Annotated in this window: 14 protein-coding genes; 10 read left to right on the top strand and 4 right to left on the bottom strand. The window is 74.3% G+C overall.

Features of this window, described 5'->3' with window-relative positions; genetic code table 11:
- Positions 1–191, top strand: a 191-nt coding sequence (locus tag PAI11_RS27840) for a hypothetical protein (RefSeq protein ID WP_040600031.1), incomplete at its 5' end; no start/stop codon positions are given.
- 18 nt (positions 192–209) lie between these two features.
- Here PAI11_RS27840 and PAI11_RS24325 read toward each other — a convergent pair.
- Positions 210–851: a TetR/AcrR family transcriptional regulator gene (locus PAI11_RS24325; protein ID WP_007575005.1), complete on the bottom strand. Its 642-nt coding sequence runs from the start codon at positions 849–851 to the stop codon at positions 210–212.
- A gap of 192 nt (positions 852–1,043) precedes the next feature.
- Between PAI11_RS24325 and PAI11_RS12150 the strand changes: the two genes are divergently transcribed.
- Positions 1,044–1,919 carry an SDR family oxidoreductase gene (locus tag PAI11_RS12150; protein WP_050897222.1) on the top strand — a complete coding sequence of 292 codons (876 nt, stop codon included), beginning with the start codon at positions 1,044–1,046 and terminating at the stop codon, positions 1,917–1,919.
- A 1,125-nt stretch (positions 1,920–3,044) separates the two neighbouring features.
- Here the strand turns inward: PAI11_RS12150 and PAI11_RS12145 are convergent.
- The 3 genes from PAI11_RS12145 to PAI11_RS12135 all read right to left on the bottom strand — a co-directional run bounded on the left by PAI11_RS12145 (position 3,045) and on the right by PAI11_RS12135 (position 6,475).
- Positions 3,045–4,088 carry a fatty acid desaturase gene (locus PAI11_RS12145; RefSeq protein WP_007575000.1) on the bottom strand — a complete coding sequence of 348 codons (1,044 nt, stop codon included), beginning with the start codon at positions 4,086–4,088 and terminating at the stop codon, positions 3,045–3,047.
- Between the two features lie 190 nt (positions 4,089–4,278).
- Positions 4,279–5,481 carry an acyl-CoA dehydrogenase family protein gene (locus PAI11_RS12140; RefSeq protein WP_007574998.1) on the bottom strand — a complete coding sequence of 401 codons (1,203 nt, stop codon included), beginning with the start codon at positions 5,479–5,481 and terminating at the stop codon, positions 4,279–4,281.
- Positions 5,482–5,611: 130 nt separating this feature from the next.
- Entirely contained in the window at positions 5,612–6,475 is an 864-nt protein-coding gene (locus PAI11_RS12135; protein ID WP_007574996.1) for an oxygenase MpaB family protein, read from the bottom strand.
- Positions 6,476–6,593: 118 nt separating this feature from the next.
- Here PAI11_RS12135 and PAI11_RS12130 point away from each other — a divergent pair, with 118 nt between their 5' ends.
- From PAI11_RS12130 to PAI11_RS12095, 8 genes are all read left to right on the top strand, one after another.
- The gene (locus tag PAI11_RS12130) at positions 6,594–7,736 is read left to right on the top strand and encodes an acyl-CoA dehydrogenase family protein (RefSeq protein WP_007574994.1); all 1,143 of its coding nucleotides are present in this window, start codon (positions 6,594–6,596) and stop codon (positions 7,734–7,736) included.
- Between the two features lie 17 nt (positions 7,737–7,753).
- Entirely contained in the window at positions 7,754–8,719 is a 966-nt protein-coding gene (locus PAI11_RS12125) for an oxygenase MpaB family protein (protein ID WP_081488394.1), read from the top strand.
- A gap of 294 nt (positions 8,720–9,013) precedes the next feature.
- Complete coding sequence (locus PAI11_RS12120; RefSeq protein ID WP_244406541.1) at positions 9,014–9,808, top strand: MlaE family ABC transporter permease; 795 nt, start codon at positions 9,014–9,016, stop codon at positions 9,806–9,808.
- Positions 9,808–10,593, top strand: a complete 786-nt coding sequence (locus PAI11_RS12115) for an MlaE family ABC transporter permease (RefSeq protein WP_007574987.1) — start codon at positions 9,808–9,810, stop codon at positions 10,591–10,593. Before PAI11_RS12120 ends, PAI11_RS12115 begins: the two co-directional genes overlap by 1 nt.
- Positions 10,590–11,903 carry an MlaD family protein gene (locus tag PAI11_RS12110; protein WP_007574985.1) on the top strand — a complete coding sequence of 438 codons (1,314 nt, stop codon included), beginning with the start codon at positions 10,590–10,592 and terminating at the stop codon, positions 11,901–11,903. Before PAI11_RS12115 ends, PAI11_RS12110 begins: the two co-directional genes overlap by 4 nt.
- On the top strand, positions 11,900–13,165 hold the full coding sequence (locus tag PAI11_RS12105) for an MlaD family protein (RefSeq protein WP_007574984.1): 1,266 nt from the start codon (positions 11,900–11,902) through the stop codon (positions 13,163–13,165). Before PAI11_RS12110 ends, PAI11_RS12105 begins: the two co-directional genes overlap by 4 nt.
- Positions 13,162–14,592 (top strand): MlaD family protein, encoded by a 1,431-nt coding sequence (locus PAI11_RS12100; RefSeq protein ID WP_007574982.1) that lies wholly within the window; start codon positions 13,162–13,164, stop codon positions 14,590–14,592. Before PAI11_RS12105 ends, PAI11_RS12100 begins: the two co-directional genes overlap by 4 nt.
- Positions 14,589–15,281: MlaD family protein (locus tag PAI11_RS12095; protein WP_040600028.1), on the top strand; the 693-nt coding region annotated here is incomplete at its 3' end. The genes PAI11_RS12100 and PAI11_RS12095, both read left to right, overlap by 4 nt.

Here is a 15,281-nt window from a genome sequence, read left to right as displayed (position 1 = left end):
CGGCGGTCGCGGCCGCCGGCCGCTGGCAGCCGCGGCGGTGGGCGTTCGAGGGCCTCGGCCCGGCGGTGGCGTCGCTCGGCCGGGGTTCCGGCGGGGTGGCGTCAGCTGACCGTGGCCCGCGCGAGGTGGCGTCGATCGACCGCGCCGTCCGCGGTCGGCTGACGCCACCCGCGGCGGACGCGGCGAGCTGACGCCACTGCGACCGGCGGTCAGCCGGCGGCCGCGCCGAAGGTCATCTCGGCCGCGGCGACGTAGAGCGCGGCGGCCTGCTCGACGATCGTCTCGCGCGGGGCGCGGGTCGGGTCGTCGAGCCACCAGTTGGCGAGCACGCCGACGCCGCCGGTCAGCATCAGGCTGATCACCCGCGCGGCGTCCTCGTCGGGGTGGGCGCCGTAGAACCGCTCCGCGTGCCGGCGGCTGAGGTGCGCCCACTTCTGGAGCATCGTCTCGCGGGCGGCGGCCAGGGTCGGGTCGACGGCCGAGTCGGCGAACACGATCCGGCCCTTGCGCGGGTCGTCCTCGAAGATCCGCAGGCAGCCCTCGATCGCGGCCCGGACCTTGCTGCGGGCGTCGTCCGGGGCGGCCGCGGCGGCGCGGTAGATCTCGTCGGAGATCTCGCGGGCGATCGTGTCGTAGAGCGCGGTCAGCAGCGCCCCCCGGTTCTCGAAGCTCTCGTAGAAGTAGCGCGTGGCGAGGCCGGCGCGGGCGCTCACCGACCGGACGCCGATCGCGGCCAGCCCCTCGTCGCCGAACAGCTCGAGCGCGGCGGCCAGCAGCCGTGCCCGCCGCTCCTCGCCGCGCTCGTCCGCGGTCCGGCCGCCGTAGGTCCGGGTGGTCGACACGCGGGCCATCTTGACACGCTCGTACGCAGATGCAACCCTTCGCCTCTGCCCACGACCGTGTGCAGATCCCAGGACATGGTCGCCGCCGCGACCGCCGGCGCAGTCGCTGCGCCCGGCGTCTCGCTCGGCCCGCCGTCCCACCTTCCGGGTTGCCGCCGATCGACCGAGCGGCGGCAACCGAGACCCTCCCGAGGACTCGACATGACCAGCGACCGCTCCCTCTCCGGCAAGACGATCCTGATGTCCGGCGGCAGCCGCGGCATCGGCCTGGCGATCGCGCTGCGCGCCGCCCGCGACGGGGCCAACGTCGCGCTGCTGGCCAAGACCGACCAGCCCCACCCGAAGCTCGAGGGCACCGTCCACACCGCGGCGGCCGAGATCGAGGCGGCCGGCGGCCGAGCGCTGGCCGTCGTCGGCGACGTTCGCGACGGCGAGTCGGTCGCCGGCGCGGTCGCGAAGACGGTCGAGGCGTTCGGCGGGATCGACGTCGTGGTCAACAACGCCTCGGCGATCGACCTGCGCCCGACCGCCGAGCTGCCGCTGAAGTCGTTCGACCTGATGCAGCAGATCGAGATCCGCGGGACGTTCGCGCTGGTCCAGGCGGCGCTGCCGCACCTGAAGGCGGCGGCCAACGGCCACATCCTCACGCTCTCGCCGCCGATCGACCTGAACCCGCGCTGGTTCGGGCAGCACCTCGGCTACGCGCTCGCCAAGTACGGGATGTCGATGACCACGATCGGCTTCGCGGAGGAGCTGCGCGCCGACGGCGTCGCGGCCAACTCGCTCTGGCCGCGGACCCTGATCGCGACCGCCGCGGTCCGCAACCTGCTCGGCGGCGAGGACTCGATCGCGATGGCGCGGACGCCGGAGATCATGGCCGACGCCGCCCACGCGATCCTGACCCGCGACGCCCGCCAGGCGACCGGCAACTTCTACCTCGACGACGAGGTCCTGTGGGCGGAGGGCGTCGAGGACCTGTCGGGCTACCGCACGATCCCCGGCGACGGCCCGCTCGGCCTCGACCTGTTCCTGGACGAGCAGGAGATCGGCGACCGCCGTCCGGTGACGGTGGGCTGACCTCCGCTCGATCGGTCGGCGGACTTCGGCGCCGCGGCGGCTGACCTTCGGCAAAGGGTCGGTGGCCGGTGGCCGTGGCGGTGGACCTTCGGCGAAGGGGCGGCGGACTTCGGCGTCGGGTGGCGGCGGACCTTCGGCCGATCGGGTGGCGGACTTCGGCGTCGGGTGGCGGCTGACCTTCGGCGAAGGGTCGACGGCCGGTGGTCGTGGCGGTGATGGCTCGGCGGGGCCGGGTGGCATTGGGGCCGCTGCCGCTTGCCGGGTGTGGTGGGCGTGCTCGCGGCGTGCTCGGCGATGCTGCGTGGTGGGCAAGCCCGTCAGTGAAGGGGAGCGGGGCTGGGTGGCCGGTCGTGCCGCCGTGGCTCGGCGCCGGGAGTGGCTGGCGGAAGGGATGGCCCGCCTGGACCGGGGCGATCTGGGACGTCCGCCGCCGCCCCACGGCCCAGGTGGCGTCATTTCGCCTCGCCATCGCCAGGTGGCGTCAGTTGACCCCGCCCACCGCGGCGAACTGACGCCACCGCGACAAGCCGCAGCAAATTGGCGCCACGGCACCCCCAGCGACCACCGTCAGGCACCCGAAACCCGCTGGTCGACCTGCGACGCGCCGACTCGGGACGGCAAACCTCCCCGAACGCGCCGATCGACCCGCCCCACTACCCAGGTGGCGTCATTTCGCTCCCGCCATCGCCAGGTGGCGTCAGTTGACCCCGCCCACCGCGGCGAACCGACGCCACCGCGACAAGCCGCGACGAACTGACACCACGACACCCCGGCCACCACCGCCAGGCACCCGAACCCCGCCCCGAGCCACGAGGGCCACCCTTCCCGCCAGCCACCCCCGGCACGCCGAGCCACAACGGCACGACCGGCCACCCAGCCCCGCTCCCCTTCACTGACGGGCTCGCCCACCGCCCAGCCCCGCCGAGCGACCAGACAGCGGCCCGTCACACCGGCGAGGCGGCAGCGGCCCCAATGCCACCCGGCCCCGCCGAGCCACCACCGCCACGACCACCAGCCACCAACCCCCGACCAGACCACAGCCTCCGCCGCCGTCAGGCCACCGCGCCCCCGCCGCCCTCAGGCAGCGGCAGCGATGGCCACCGCACCGACGCGCCCCCGCCGCCCTCAGGCAGCGGCGGCGACGGCGTGCGCCTCGGCGAACGTCACGAGGCGGCCGCGCTCGCGGCACCACAGCTTCAGCCGCGTCGCCTTCATCCCGTCGAGGAACGAGAGCACCGGCACGTCGTGGAAGATCTCGTTCTCGTCGTGGGCGCGCTGGAGGTTGTAGTTCGGGATCCGCGCGCTCAGGTGGTGGACGTGGTGCAGGCCGATGTTGCCGGTGAAGAACTGCAGCGGCTGCGGGAGCTTCAGGTACGAGCTGCCCTGGAGCGCCGCGTCGGCGTAGCTCCACTTCTCGCCGCTCTCCCAGTAGACGTCCTCGAACTGGTGCTGGACGTAGAAGAGCCAGACACCCGCGCCGCCGGCCAGGAGCACCAGCGGCGCCTGCACCAGCAGGAACTGGATCGGGCCCATCAGGAGGCAGAGACCGGCGATCGCCAGCGCCAGCGCGACGTTGGTCAGGTGGACGCTGTTCTTGATCCGCGGCCGGGCGTCCTTGTTGACCAGCCGGGGCTGGATCACGAGCGCGTAGAACGGGCCGATCGTGAACATGACCCAGGGGTTGCGGAACAGCCGGTAGCCGAAGCGGCCGCCCCACGACTGGGCCAGGTACTCGTCGACGGTCAGCGTCGGGACGTCACCGCCACCGCGCCGGTCGAGGTCGCCGGCGGTGGCGTGGTGCACGGCGTGCTCGTGGCGCCAGGCGGAGAACGGGGTGTAGACGATCAGCGCCATCACCCGTCCGAGCCAGAGGTTGCCGCGCTTGGTCGGCAGGAACGACCCGTGGGCGCAGTCGTGGAAGACGATGTAGGTGCGCAGCAGGAAGCCGGCCGTCGGGATCGCCAGCGCCAGCGTCAGCAGGTACGACACGTCCAGCAGCAGGTACATGGCGGCGAAGAGGGCGACGTATGGCACGACCGACGTCGCCAGGTCGAGCAGGCTGCGGCTGACGCGCGGCTTCGCGTAAGGCGCCAGCACCGCCTTCCATGAGGCCGGGCCCGGGGCGTCAGCCTCGGAACTGACGCCGGGGGTGATCGTGGTCGTACTCATTCGGTTACCGCCAGATATTTCGGATTCGAAAGGGCGCCGCGGGCAGGGAAGCTCGCAGACCCAGGGCCATATTGTGCTCTTTGGGTGCCCTTCCTGTCGAGGGGATGAGACGGACGGCCAGGCTGGAGAGAATCGGCCTGGCGCGCCGCCGCCCGTATGGCGCGTCGCCCCGGGTCCCCCCCCGGCCCGCTCAGCGGTCGTCGCGGTGGCGGCGGACGACCCGTCGCGCGATCGCCCAGCGGTGGGTCTCCGACGGCCCGTCGTAGATCCGGAACGGCCGCACCTCGCGCAGGTAGCGGGACAGCAGCGCGTCGCCCGAGACGCCGAGCGCGCCGCAGAGCTGCAGCGATCGGTCGACCACGCGCCAGGTCGCCTCGGCGCAGAAGGTCTTGGCGATCGCGCTCGACTGGGCGCCGGAGCGGCCCTGGTCCAGCTCCCAGCAGGAGCGCACGATCAGCCCACGGGCGGCGGCGATGTCGATCTCGTTGTCGGCGATCATCGCCTGCGCCATCCCCAGCTCGGCCAGCGCCGACCCGAACAGCTCCCGCTCGGCCGCCCGCGCGACGGCGATGTCCTGGGCGCGGCGGGCGATCCCGAGCCAGCGCATGCAGTGGGTCAGACGCGCGGGCGCGAGGCGCACCTGCGCGTAGCGGAAGCCCTGGTCGAGGGCGCCGAGGATCGCATCGTCGCCGACCCGGCAGTCCTCGAACGTGACCTCGCAGTGGCCGCCGAAGAAGGTCTGGTCGAGCGTGTCGATGTGACGGCCGACCTGCATCCCGGGGTTGTCGGCGTCGACCAGGAACATCGTGGCGCCGCCGCGATCGCCGGCGCTGCCGGACGTCCGCGCCATCACGATCGCGAAGCCGGCGCCGTCGGCGCCGGTGATGAACCACTTGCGGCCGTCGATCCGCCAGCCGCCGTCGACTCGGGTGGCGGTGCTCGCCAGCGCGGCCGGGTCGGAGCCGGCGCCCGGCGCGGGCTCGGTCATCGCGAAGCACGAGCGGGTCGCGCCGGAGGCCAGCGGGGCCAGGTAGCGCTCGCGCTGCTCCGGGTTCGCGACCTCGGCGAGCAGGTGGACGTTGCCCTCGTCGGGCGCGGCGATGTTGAGCGCCAGCGGCCCCAGCAGCGAGTAGCCGGCGGCTTCGAAGACCGATGCCCGATCGCTCATGCCGAGGCCGTGGCCGCCGACGTCGACCGGGGCGTGCGGCGCGAAGACGCCGGCCGCCTTGGCGCCGTCCTGGAGCCGCGCGCGCAGGTCGTCGCCGAGGCCGCCGGCCGGTCCGGGGACGCCGCCGGTCGCCTGCTCCTCGGGGATCACGACGTCGCGCACGAACGCCTCGGTGCGCTGGGTGATCTCGGCGCTCTCGGCGCTGGGGGCGAAGTCGATCGGCATTCGTCCGGTCCTGTGGTCGTGCGGTCGTGGGAGGAGCGAGCGCGCGGAGAGCGCTCGGTACCGGACGGTACCGAGCGTTCGCGCCGGGGGCCTACGGCCGATCGGACGGTCGTTGCGCCGCGGCGCTCGATCAGGCGGCGGCCCGGAGGGCCTGGCCGGGCGCCCGCTGCTCGCGGCCGTAGGCGGCCTGGGCGATCGGCAGGTAGCGCAGCCGCCACGGCAGCAGGTCGACCCGCCGGGCCGCCGTCCGCAGCAGCTCCAGCTCCAGCTGCATCCGGCCGCTCCAGGGCAGCTCCAGCCGCTCGCGGACCGCCGTCGGCAGCGTGCCGATGCTGGCGGCCGTGACCGCCCGCGCGGTCGCCATCCGCATCGGCAGCCAGGCGAGGGCGGGAACGTGCGGCGGGGGCGGGCTCGCGGCCAGCGTCTCGAGGAAGGCATCGACCATCGGCGTCCGCTCGATCCGCTCCCGGAGCATCTCGGCGTACCAGCGGTCGAACGTCGCCAGGTCGGGCTGCATGTCGCGGTCGCGGAGGCCGAAGCGGCGGCCGACCTCGCGGAACTCGTCGTACATCCGCGCCTCCTCGGCGCGGGTCAGCGTGCGCGACGACCAGCCGCGCAGGGCGCGGTTGCCGTCGACCCCGGTCGCCAGCACCCACCAGTAGGCCTCCGGCTCGAAGGCGCTGTAGCGGCTGCCATCCTCCTTGGCGCCGCGGATCCCCCGGTGCGACGCTCGCACGCGGGCGCCGACGTCGGCGCCGTCGGCCCCGTAGATCGTCCGCAGGACCAGGCCGAACGACCCCTGCAGCCGCCCCCACGGGTCCTCGCGGAAGGTCGAGTGCTCGGCGACCCCGGCGGCGATCGTGGGGTGCGCGACCTGCAGCAGGAACGCCCGTCCGAGCAGCAGGAAGACGCGGACGTCCCCGGCGACCCGCCAGGTGACGCTGTCGGCGTTCAGGAGCGTCGTCTCGGTGGGCGTGGCGGTCGTGGCGGGCATCTCGGTCTCCTTGAGACAAGTTATCGCTAGATGTACCATCGTCCGCCTTGCCCGCCGCGTCAAGTCGAACCGACGAGCGGCGGCCCGGCTCTTCGCTCCCCGATCGCCAAGGAACCCCGTGCCCATCGAACTGACCGACGAGCAGCAGGCGTTCGTCGCCGCCATCCGCGACTTCTGCGCCCGCGAGTGCGGCACCCGGGCGCAGCGCGACGCGCTGACCAACGACGGCGCCGACCCCCACAGCGAGCAGCTCAACCGCCAGCTGGCCGAGCTCGGCTGGCTCGGCGTCGCCTTCCGCGAGGAGAACGGCGGGCTCGGCGGCAGCACCGTCGACATGTGCCTCTTCCTCGAGGAGACCCAGCGCGGGCTGGCGCCGATCAGCGGCATCGGGCCGACCTGGATCGTCGGCGCCGCGTTCGAGAAGTTCGGCACCCCGGCCCAGAGGCAGGCGGTGATCGGCGGGATCGTCGAGGGCCGCTCGCAGGCGATCGCGATGTCCGAGCCCGAGGCCGGCTCCGATGTCGGCGCGCTGGCCTGTCGCGCCGAGCGAGTCGACGGCGGCTGGCGGATCAACGGCCAGAAGACCTGGATCAGCAACGGCCCGTGGTGCCACCACATCCTGCTGGTCGCCCGCTCGGACGCCGGCGGCGCCAAGCACGAGGGCCTGACGATGTTCGACGTCGAGGTCCCGACCGACGGCGTCGAGATCCGGCCGATCCGGACGATGGGCGGCAAGGAGCAGGCCGACGTCTACTTCACCGACGCGTTCCTGCCCGACGACGCGGTGGTCGGGCAGGTCGACGGCGCCTGGACGCAGCTGATGGCCGGGCTCAACACCGAGCGCCTGATCCTGGGGGCGATGATGCTCGGCCGCGCCCAGCGGGCCTTCGACGACACGCTCGCCTACGTCAAGCAGCGCAAGCAGTTCGGCCGCCCGATCGGCAGCTTCCAGGCGCTCAAGCACCGGCTCGCCGACATGGCGCTGGAGCTGGAGTGCGCGCGGCTGCTGACCTACGACGTCGCCCAGCGGGTCGACGCCGACCCGACCGGGATGCTGGCCCGCGAGAGCTCGATGGTGAAGCTCAAGACGACCGAGCTGGCCAAGCACGTGGCGCTCGAGGGGATGCAGATGATGGGCGGCTACGGCTACGCGACCGAGTACGACATGGAGCGCCACGTCCGCGACACGGTCGTCTCGACGATCTACGGCGGGACCAGCGAGATCCAGCGCGACATCATCGGCAAGACCCTCGGCCTCTGATCGGGGAGCATTCGGCCATGAGCACCCCTGTGATCCCGCCGCCCTCCGAGGCGCCCGCGCTCGTGCCGCCCCGCGGCGGGGTCGCCTGGCGCTACGGGTCCGACCTGCGGATGGCCGGGGCGGCGGTCTACGTGCTGCTGCTTCAGGTCTCCCATCCGACCGTCGGCGCCGGGGTCCACGAGCACTCCGCCTTCGAGCTCGACCCCTGGGGCCGGCTGCACCGGACGCTCGACTTCGTCTCGACGATGGTCTACGGCGGTCCCGAGGCGGCGGCCGAGATGGGCACCCGGGTGCGCGCGATGCACCGCGCGATCCGCGGCGTCGACGAGCAGGGGCGCCCGTACCACGCGCTCGAGCCGGACGCCTACGCCTGGGTCCAGCTGACGCTCGCCGAGGGGATGATCGAGGGCCACCGCGTGCTCGGCCGGCGGCTGAGCGCGGACCAGCAGGACGAGCTGTGGCAGGAGTGGCGCAAGGTCGGCCGGCTGCTCGGGGTGCGCGACCGCGACCTGCCGGACACGTGGTCCCGCGCCCGGGTGCTGCGCGACCGCATGATCGCCGAGCGGTTGGAGCACACGCCGGCGGTCGACCAGGTGCTGACGCTGGTGATCGCCCCGCCAGCCCCGCCGCTGCCCGGACTGCCGACGTGGCTGTGGCGGATCGTCCGCGCCCCGACCGCCCGGATCGGGCTGATCGTCACCGGCGGCCTGCTGGGGCCCGAGCTGCGCGAGCGGTTCGGGATCTCCTGGGGCCGCCGCCGGCAGCTGCTGTTCCGGCTCTTCGCCGCCCTCTCGCGGCTGGCGACGCCGGTCTTCTGGCTGCTGCCACCGCTGCGGATCTTCGGCCCCTGGTACCTGCGGATCCGGCGCCGGCTGACGCGCCGGCCAGCGGTCGAGCGGGTGGCGGTCGACCTGCCCGCGCCGCCCGCGCCGCCGTCCGCGCCGCCCGCGCCGCCGTCCGGCGCTTCGCCGCCGGCCACGTGATCGCGCTCGCGCCCGGTCCGTCCGGCCGACCGCGATGACGCGCGCCCGGCCTGCGAGGCTGACGCCGAGGCGACCGCGGCAGCGGCCGCCCTACCGCGGGTAGGTTCGCCCTCGGGCGAACCGTGACTGTGTGACTCTGGGACTGCTAGGGTCACAACGTCCCATGTCGGTCGGGAGCCTTCAGACGGGAGCGGTGGGACCCGTGCGCGCACGGCCCGCCGTCCTGCGTCCAACCACGACCGGCCTCGATTCCGTGGCCCCGTCCGACCAGTCGGAGAGTGTCCTCGCGTGAGCATGGTCCCGGTCACCGGCGGACCGTTGACCGCGCTGCCGGGAACGGTCGGCGCGATGGGCGTCCTGCTCCTGCGCACGACCCGCGCGATCGTCCGCACGCCCCTCGCCTTCGGGCCGGAGCTGGTCTCGCAGATCGCGTTCGCGATGCGGGTCGGGTGGATGCCGCTGGTGCTGGCGGCGGTCGCGATGTCGTACGGGCCAGCCGGCATCCAGGCCGCCGGCTTCCTCAACCTGGTCGGCGCGATCGACCGGATGGGCGGGCTCTTCTCGATCACCGTGATCCGCGAGTTCGCGCCGCTGGTCTGCGCGATCGTGATGGCCGGCGTCGCCGGGACCGCGATGTGCGCCGACCTCGGGGCGCGCAAGATCCGCGAGGAGCTCGACGCGCTTTCCGTGCTCGGCGTCGACCCGGTCACCAACCTGGTCGTCCCGCGGTTCCTGGCGCTGATCGTCGTGACGATGATCTTCAACGTCTACGCGCTGATCTTCGGGACGCTGGCCGGGCTGCTGGTGGCGGTGGTGAACGGCTCGTCGGCGGGCGTCTTCTTCCACTCCTACTTCGACAACGCGGCCACGCTCGAGGTGCTCGCGTCGTTCGTCAAGACGGCGATCTTCGGCGGGATCATCGCGATCGTCTGCTGCTACAAGGGCCTGACCGCGGAGGGTGGCGCGGCCGGCGTCGGGCGCGCCGTCAACCAGGCCGTGGTGCTGACCTTCCTGGCGATCGGCCTCGTCGACTACGCCTTCACCCAGGCGCTGCTGGCCCTCAGCCCGGAGCTCTCGGCGACCCGCTGATGACGACGGTCCGCGACGGCTTGGAGCGGTTGGGGGAGATCCTCGACTTCGCGTGGAAGGTGATCTCACGGGTCCTCAGCGGCCGCGTGCTGGCCTTCGCCGGCGAGTCGATCCGGCAGGCCGGGATCCTGATCTCCGGCTCGGTCGGCGTGATCATCCTGCTGGTCTTCGCGCTCGGCCTGCAGTGCGGGATCCAGGGCGCCTACGGGACGCAGTCGATCGGCGCCCCGTCGATCGCCGGCGCCTTCACCGCGGTCTGCAACCTGCGCGAGGTCACCCCCTACGCCTTCGGCTACATGATGGCGGCGAAGGTCGGGACCGGGATCGTCGCCGAGCTCGGCGCGATGCGGATCTCGGACGAGATCGACGCGCTCGAGGTGATGGGCTTCGACGCCATCACCTACCTGGGCGCGACCCGCCTGCTCGGGTACATGATCGTCCTGCCGTTCGTCTTCATCGTCGCGATCGGGGTCGGCTTCCTGGGCTCCTACGTCGCCGTCGTCTGGCAGTTCGGCCGCGTCTCCTCGGCCGCCTACCTGGAGATCTTCTGGGTCTTCCAGACGCCGCTCGACATGGTCTTCTCGCTGGTCAAGGGGATGAGCATGTCCGCGTTCGTGATCCTGGTCGGCTGCTACTTCGGCTACAACGCCAGCGGCGGGCCGGTCGGGGTCGGGACGGCGACGGCGCGCTCGATGGCGGTCAACATCGTCGGGATCCACGCGATCGGCCTGCTCAGCACCCAGCTCTTCTGGGGCAGCGATCCGCGGTCGCCGGTGGGCGGATGAGGCTCCCGACCCGGCTCGTCCTGCCGCTGTTCGTGGTGCTCGCCGCGATCGCGGTCGTGGTGATCGTCGGCGGCGGCTCCCGCGACTACCGGGTCTCGCTGCGGCTGGCGGACGCCGGGCAGGTGATCCCCGGCAACGACGTGACGGTCGCCGGCCAGCGGATCGGGACCGTCACCGACGTCGGGCTGGCCGCCGATCGCCAGGCCCGGATCCAGCTGCGGATCACCGACGAGCACTGGCAGCCGCTGCACCGCGGGACGCGCGCGACGATCACCCCCGGCGGGCTCGCCGGCCAGTCGAACCGCGTGATCGCGCTCGAGCCCGGCCCGCGCAGCGCCCCGCGGATCGCCGACGGCGGCGCGCTCGACCCCGCCGACGTGCGCGGGATCGTCGACCTCGACCACGTGCTGACCGCGCTCGACGCGCGCACCCGCGGCCGGCTCGCGCGGCTGCTGCGCCGCGCCGACGCCAACCTGGCGGGGACGGGGCCCGACGGGTCGCGGACCCTGGACGCCGCCGGGCCGGCGGTCACCGCCGCCGGCGACCTGCTCCAGGACGTCTCCGGCCAGGAGCCCGCGCTCGACCGCCTGCTGCGCAGCGCCGACGCGCTGACCGGCACGATCGCCGCCCACGAGGGCGACCTGCGCCAGGGCCTGCGCTCGACCCGCGAGGTGATCGGGACGGTCGCCGCCCACCGCGCCGACCTGACCCGGACCCTCGAGCGCTCGCCGGCGCTGGTGCGCGACGCGACCCTGACGCTGCGCCGGGCGCGGCCGACGCTGACCCGCCTGGAGCCGACGATCGACGCGGCGGCGCCGCTGGTCGAGCCGATCACCACGCTCGCGCGACGGCTCGACGGCTCCGGTCCGCGGCTGCTGTCGGCGCTCGGCGACGGCTCGGACCTGGTGCGGCTGGCGGACCCGCTGCTCGACCGGCTGCCGACGGTGCTGCCCGAGATCCGGACCGGCCTCGACGACGTCCGCACCACGCTGCGGCCGCTGCTGCCGGTGATGAACCAGATCCGGCCGTACGTCCCCGACGTGCTCGGGGGCTTCACCTCCGGCTTCGCCGGGACCGCCGGCGGCTACTACGACGCCAACGGCAACTACGGCCGCGCGAGCGTCAACCTCGGCGGCGGCCTCCTCGACGGGTTCCTGCCGAACCTGCTGCCGAACCTGCTCGGGCAGAAGGGCATCCGGACCGGCCTCGTCAACCGCTGCCCGGGCGCGGCCGCGCCGCCGGCGGCCGACGGCTCGAACCCCTGGGTCCCGGCCGGCGTCCACTGCGATCGCGGGGACGACGAGCGATGAGGGTCCGGCTGCTCGCGGCGATCGTGCTGCCGCTGGTCGCGGTCGTGGTCGCCGTGCTCGCGCTGCGCGGCGGCGACGGGGATTCCGCGGTCCGGGTCGACGTCGTCTTCGACAGCGCGCGCGGGATCCAGGAGGGCTCGCTGGTCAAGGTCGCCGGCGCGCGCGTCGGGCGGGTCGTGAAGATCGCGCTGACGCCCGCCAACCAGGCCCGCGTGTCGCTGGAGCTGCAGCGCGACCTGGGGCCGTTCCGCGCCGACGCCAGCTGCGCGATCCGCCCCGAGGGGCTGATCGCCGAGAGCTTCGTCGGCTGCGAGCCGGGCAGCCGCAGGGCCCCGGTGCTGCGCGGGCGAGGCGGCGGCACCCCCACGATCCCCGTCGGCCAGACCGGCCGACCGGTCAACCTGGCCGACCTCCTGAACCTGTGGTCGCTGCCGACCGGCGAGCGGACGCGGGTCCTGATCAGCCAGCTCGGGCTCGGGCTCTCGGGCAAGGGCCACGACCTCAACGAGATCCTCGGGCGGACCAACCCGGGCCTGCAGCAGGCGCGGCGGCTGCTGGCGGTCGTCGACCGCCAGCGGTTCCGCCTGCGGCAGACGGTCGAGCGGACCTCGCGGGTCGCGGCGCTGCTGGCCGACCGCCGCGGGTCGCTGCACCGGATGGCGGTCAGCGGCCAGTCGCTCGGACGGCGCGTGGCCCGCCACCGCAGCGAGCTGGCGGACGCGGTCCGGCGGCTGCCGGCGCTGCTCGACCAGGCCGATCCGGCGCTGCGCGAGCTCGACGCCCTCAGCGAGCAGGCCGGACCGCTGCTGCAGGCGGCCGATCGCTCCGCGCCGGGCATCGCCCGCCTCAGCCGCAGCGTCGGTCCGGTCGTGCGGCGGGCCGACCAGACCCTCGGCCAGCTGCGGGTGCCGCTGCGCCGGACGCGCCGGGCGTCCGCCGACCTGGCCACCCTGCTGCCGCGCGTCGATCGCGACCTGACCGACTTCGCCCCGACCCTCGGCGCCACCGACCGGACGCTCGGCGCGCTCCGCGACAGCGGCTTCTTCGAGGGCCTCTGGGGCTTCCTCTACTACGCCGCCGCGGCGATCTCGCGCTTCGACTCGACCAGCCACGTGATCGCGGGCAACATCCTGATCACCCGCTGCATGCTCTACGCGCAGACGCGGGATCCGGACTGCTCGGGCTGGCTGAAGGACGATCCGGCGGCGCGGCCGACGGCCCTGCGCAGCACGCCGCCGGCGATCTCGGGGGGCCGGCGATGAAGCGCCAGGCCCCGCGCGACCTGATCGACCGGATCGAGCACCGCCAGCTGTGGTTCGGCGCGGCGCTGGTGGCGATCGGGCTGGTCGTGTTCGCGATCTCGTGGGGCGCCAGTCGCGGCCTGCCGTGGAAGTCCTACGAGCGCGTCTCGGTGCTGGTGCCCGACGCCGCGTCGCTGGTCAAGGGCGACGACGTCCGGATCGGCGGAGCGCGGGTCGGACGGCTCGACGCGATCAGCGCCCACCCGCTGCCGGACGGGCGGATCGTCGCCCAGCTGGACCTGCAGCTGGAGCCGGGCCAGAAGCCGCTGCCGGTCGACAGCACGGTCTCGGTGCCGCCGGTCAACGTCTTCGGCAACAAGTACGTCGACCTGGTCCGGGGCCGCTCGCGGACGACGGTCGCGTCCGGCCGCACGCTGGCCCTGCGCCAGGCGCGCAGCGTCGTCGAGCTGTCCGACGTCCTGGCCGACGCCGACGCGACCTTCGCCCGCCGCTTCCGGACGATCCTCGACGAGGCCGGCACCGCGTTCGCCGGCCGCGGCCGCGACGTCGCCGAGGCGGTCGACGCGGCCCGGAACCTGCTGCCGCGCTTCGAGCGCTTCGCCGCGCTGCTTGCCGACCCTGCCAACCGGCTCGAGCCGCTGCTCGGGCACCTCGACGACACGGTCGCGGTGATCGACGGCCTGCGCCCGCTGCTGCCGGCGCTGATCGACGACGCCACGACCGTCCTCAGCGCGCTCGAGCAGTCCGGTCCCGCGCTCGAGCGGACGCTGGTCGACGCCCCCGCGACGGAGGCGGCGGCGACGTCGGCGCTGCGGGCGGCGCGCCCGGTGCTTGCCGACCTGCGTGTCCTGGCGACCCGGATCCAACCGGCGGCCGAGCGGCTGCCGCGGACCGTCGCCGCGGCCGAGCGGCTGCTCGGCGAGACCCGCCGGACCCTCGCCCCGGCCACCGGCCTGGTCGCCGACGCCCGCGGGGGCGGCCGGATCCTGACGACCCTGGCCGGTCTGCGGCCGTCGCTGGAGGCGGTGATGGGCGACGTCGAGCGCGTCAACCAGCCGCTGCGCCAGACCGTCGACGCGCTCGGCGACGCCCAGGTCAACTGCAACACCGGCGGGCTGCTGGGGCGCAACCTGACCAGCGTGGTGTCCGCCGGCGACCGCGCGGGCAGCTGGCTCGGCGGGATCTTCCTGATCGACCTGCGGCAGCTGCTGCCGGCCGCGACCCAGTCCGACGACCTGCACGTCGACCCCTACCCGCGCCAGGACGCCGAGGCCTGCGTCGCCGGCAACCAGCGCTACGCCCCCGGTCGCAGGGTCGGCCCGGCGAGCGCCGACCGCACGTTCGTCCCGACGTCGCCGCCGCCCGGGGTCCTCGACCGCGCCCGCCGCGCCGGGCTGCTGGACCGCTTCGAGGGGAGCGGGCGATGAGCGGGCCGCTGCGCCGCCGTCGCGCCCGCCGCCCGGCCCACTCCGCCGCCGTCGGCTCGCGCTACCTGGTGATCGGGATCGTCGGCAGCGTCCTGCTGCTGGCGCTCGCCGCGCTGATCGTCAGCGGCCAGGGCCTGCCGGGCGGCGGCGGACGTCAGCTGTACGGGGTCTTCAACGGCACGATGGGGCTGCGGGCCGGCTCGCCGGTGCGCGTCGCCGGCGTCCAGATCGGCAAGGTCGCCGACATCGGCAACGGCCCCGGGGCGACCGCCGAGGTGACGCTCGACCTGCGCGCCGACGCGCCGCCGCTGCGCGCGGGCACGCGGCTGAGGATCCGCCCGCGGGTCTTCCTCGAGGGCGGCTACATCGTCGAGGTCGAGCCCGGTCCGCCCGGCCGGCCGCTGCTGGGCGACGGCGCGACGGTCCCGCTGCGCGACACCTCGCTGGCGGTCTCGCTGCCGTCGGTGGTCGGCGTCCTCGACCGCGACGCGCGCGGCCGGATCACCACCAGCGTCAGCGAGCTGGACGCCGCGCTCGCCCGCAGCGGCAGCGCAGCGCCGCTGCTGCGAGCGCTGCCGCCGACGCTGCGCGACGCGACCAAGCTGGCGGTCGCCGCCCGCGGCACCCGCCCCGGCGAGCTGGGGGACCTGCTGCGCAACGCCGATCGCGCGACCGCGGCGCTGGCGGCC

This window comes from Patulibacter medicamentivorans (genome assembly GCF_000240225.1).
GTDB classification, from domain to species: domain Bacteria; phylum Actinomycetota; class Thermoleophilia; order Solirubrobacterales; family Solirubrobacteraceae; genus Patulibacter; species Patulibacter medicamentivorans.
Note: the sequence above shows the minus strand (reverse complement) of the source record. Positions and strands in the feature narration are given on the sequence as shown.

Excerpts from the sequence above, each read along its gene's own strand:
- PAI11_RS24325 (WP_007575005.1), bottom strand. The coding sequence starts at position 851 with ATGGCCCGCGTGTCGACCACCCGGACCTACGGCGGCCGGACCGCGGAC.
- PAI11_RS12150 (WP_050897222.1), top strand. The coding sequence starts at position 1,044 with ATGACCAGCGACCGCTCCCTCTCCGGCAAGACGATCCTGATGTCCGGC.
- PAI11_RS12145 (WP_007575000.1), bottom strand. The coding sequence starts at position 4,088 with ATGAGTACGACCACGATCACCCCCGGCGTCAGTTCCGAGGCTGACGCC.
- PAI11_RS12140 (WP_007574998.1), bottom strand. The coding sequence starts at position 5,481 with ATGCCGATCGACTTCGCCCCCAGCGCCGAGAGCGCCGAGATCACCCAG.
- PAI11_RS12135 (WP_007574996.1), bottom strand. The coding sequence starts at position 6,475 with ATGCCCGCCACGACCGCCACGCCCACCGAGACGACGCTCCTGAACGCC.
- PAI11_RS12125 (WP_081488394.1), top strand. The coding sequence starts at position 7,754 with ATGAGCACCCCTGTGATCCCGCCGCCCTCCGAGGCGCCCGCGCTCGTG.
- PAI11_RS12120 (WP_244406541.1), top strand. The coding sequence starts at position 9,014 with ATGGTCCCGGTCACCGGCGGACCGTTGACCGCGCTGCCGGGAACGGTC.
- PAI11_RS12115 (WP_007574987.1), top strand. The coding sequence starts at position 9,808 with ATGACGACGGTCCGCGACGGCTTGGAGCGGTTGGGGGAGATCCTCGAC.
- PAI11_RS12110 (WP_007574985.1), top strand. The coding sequence starts at position 10,590 with ATGAGGCTCCCGACCCGGCTCGTCCTGCCGCTGTTCGTGGTGCTCGCC.
- PAI11_RS12105 (WP_007574984.1), top strand. The coding sequence starts at position 11,900 with ATGAGGGTCCGGCTGCTCGCGGCGATCGTGCTGCCGCTGGTCGCGGTC.
- PAI11_RS12100 (WP_007574982.1), top strand. The coding sequence starts at position 13,162 with ATGAAGCGCCAGGCCCCGCGCGACCTGATCGACCGGATCGAGCACCGC.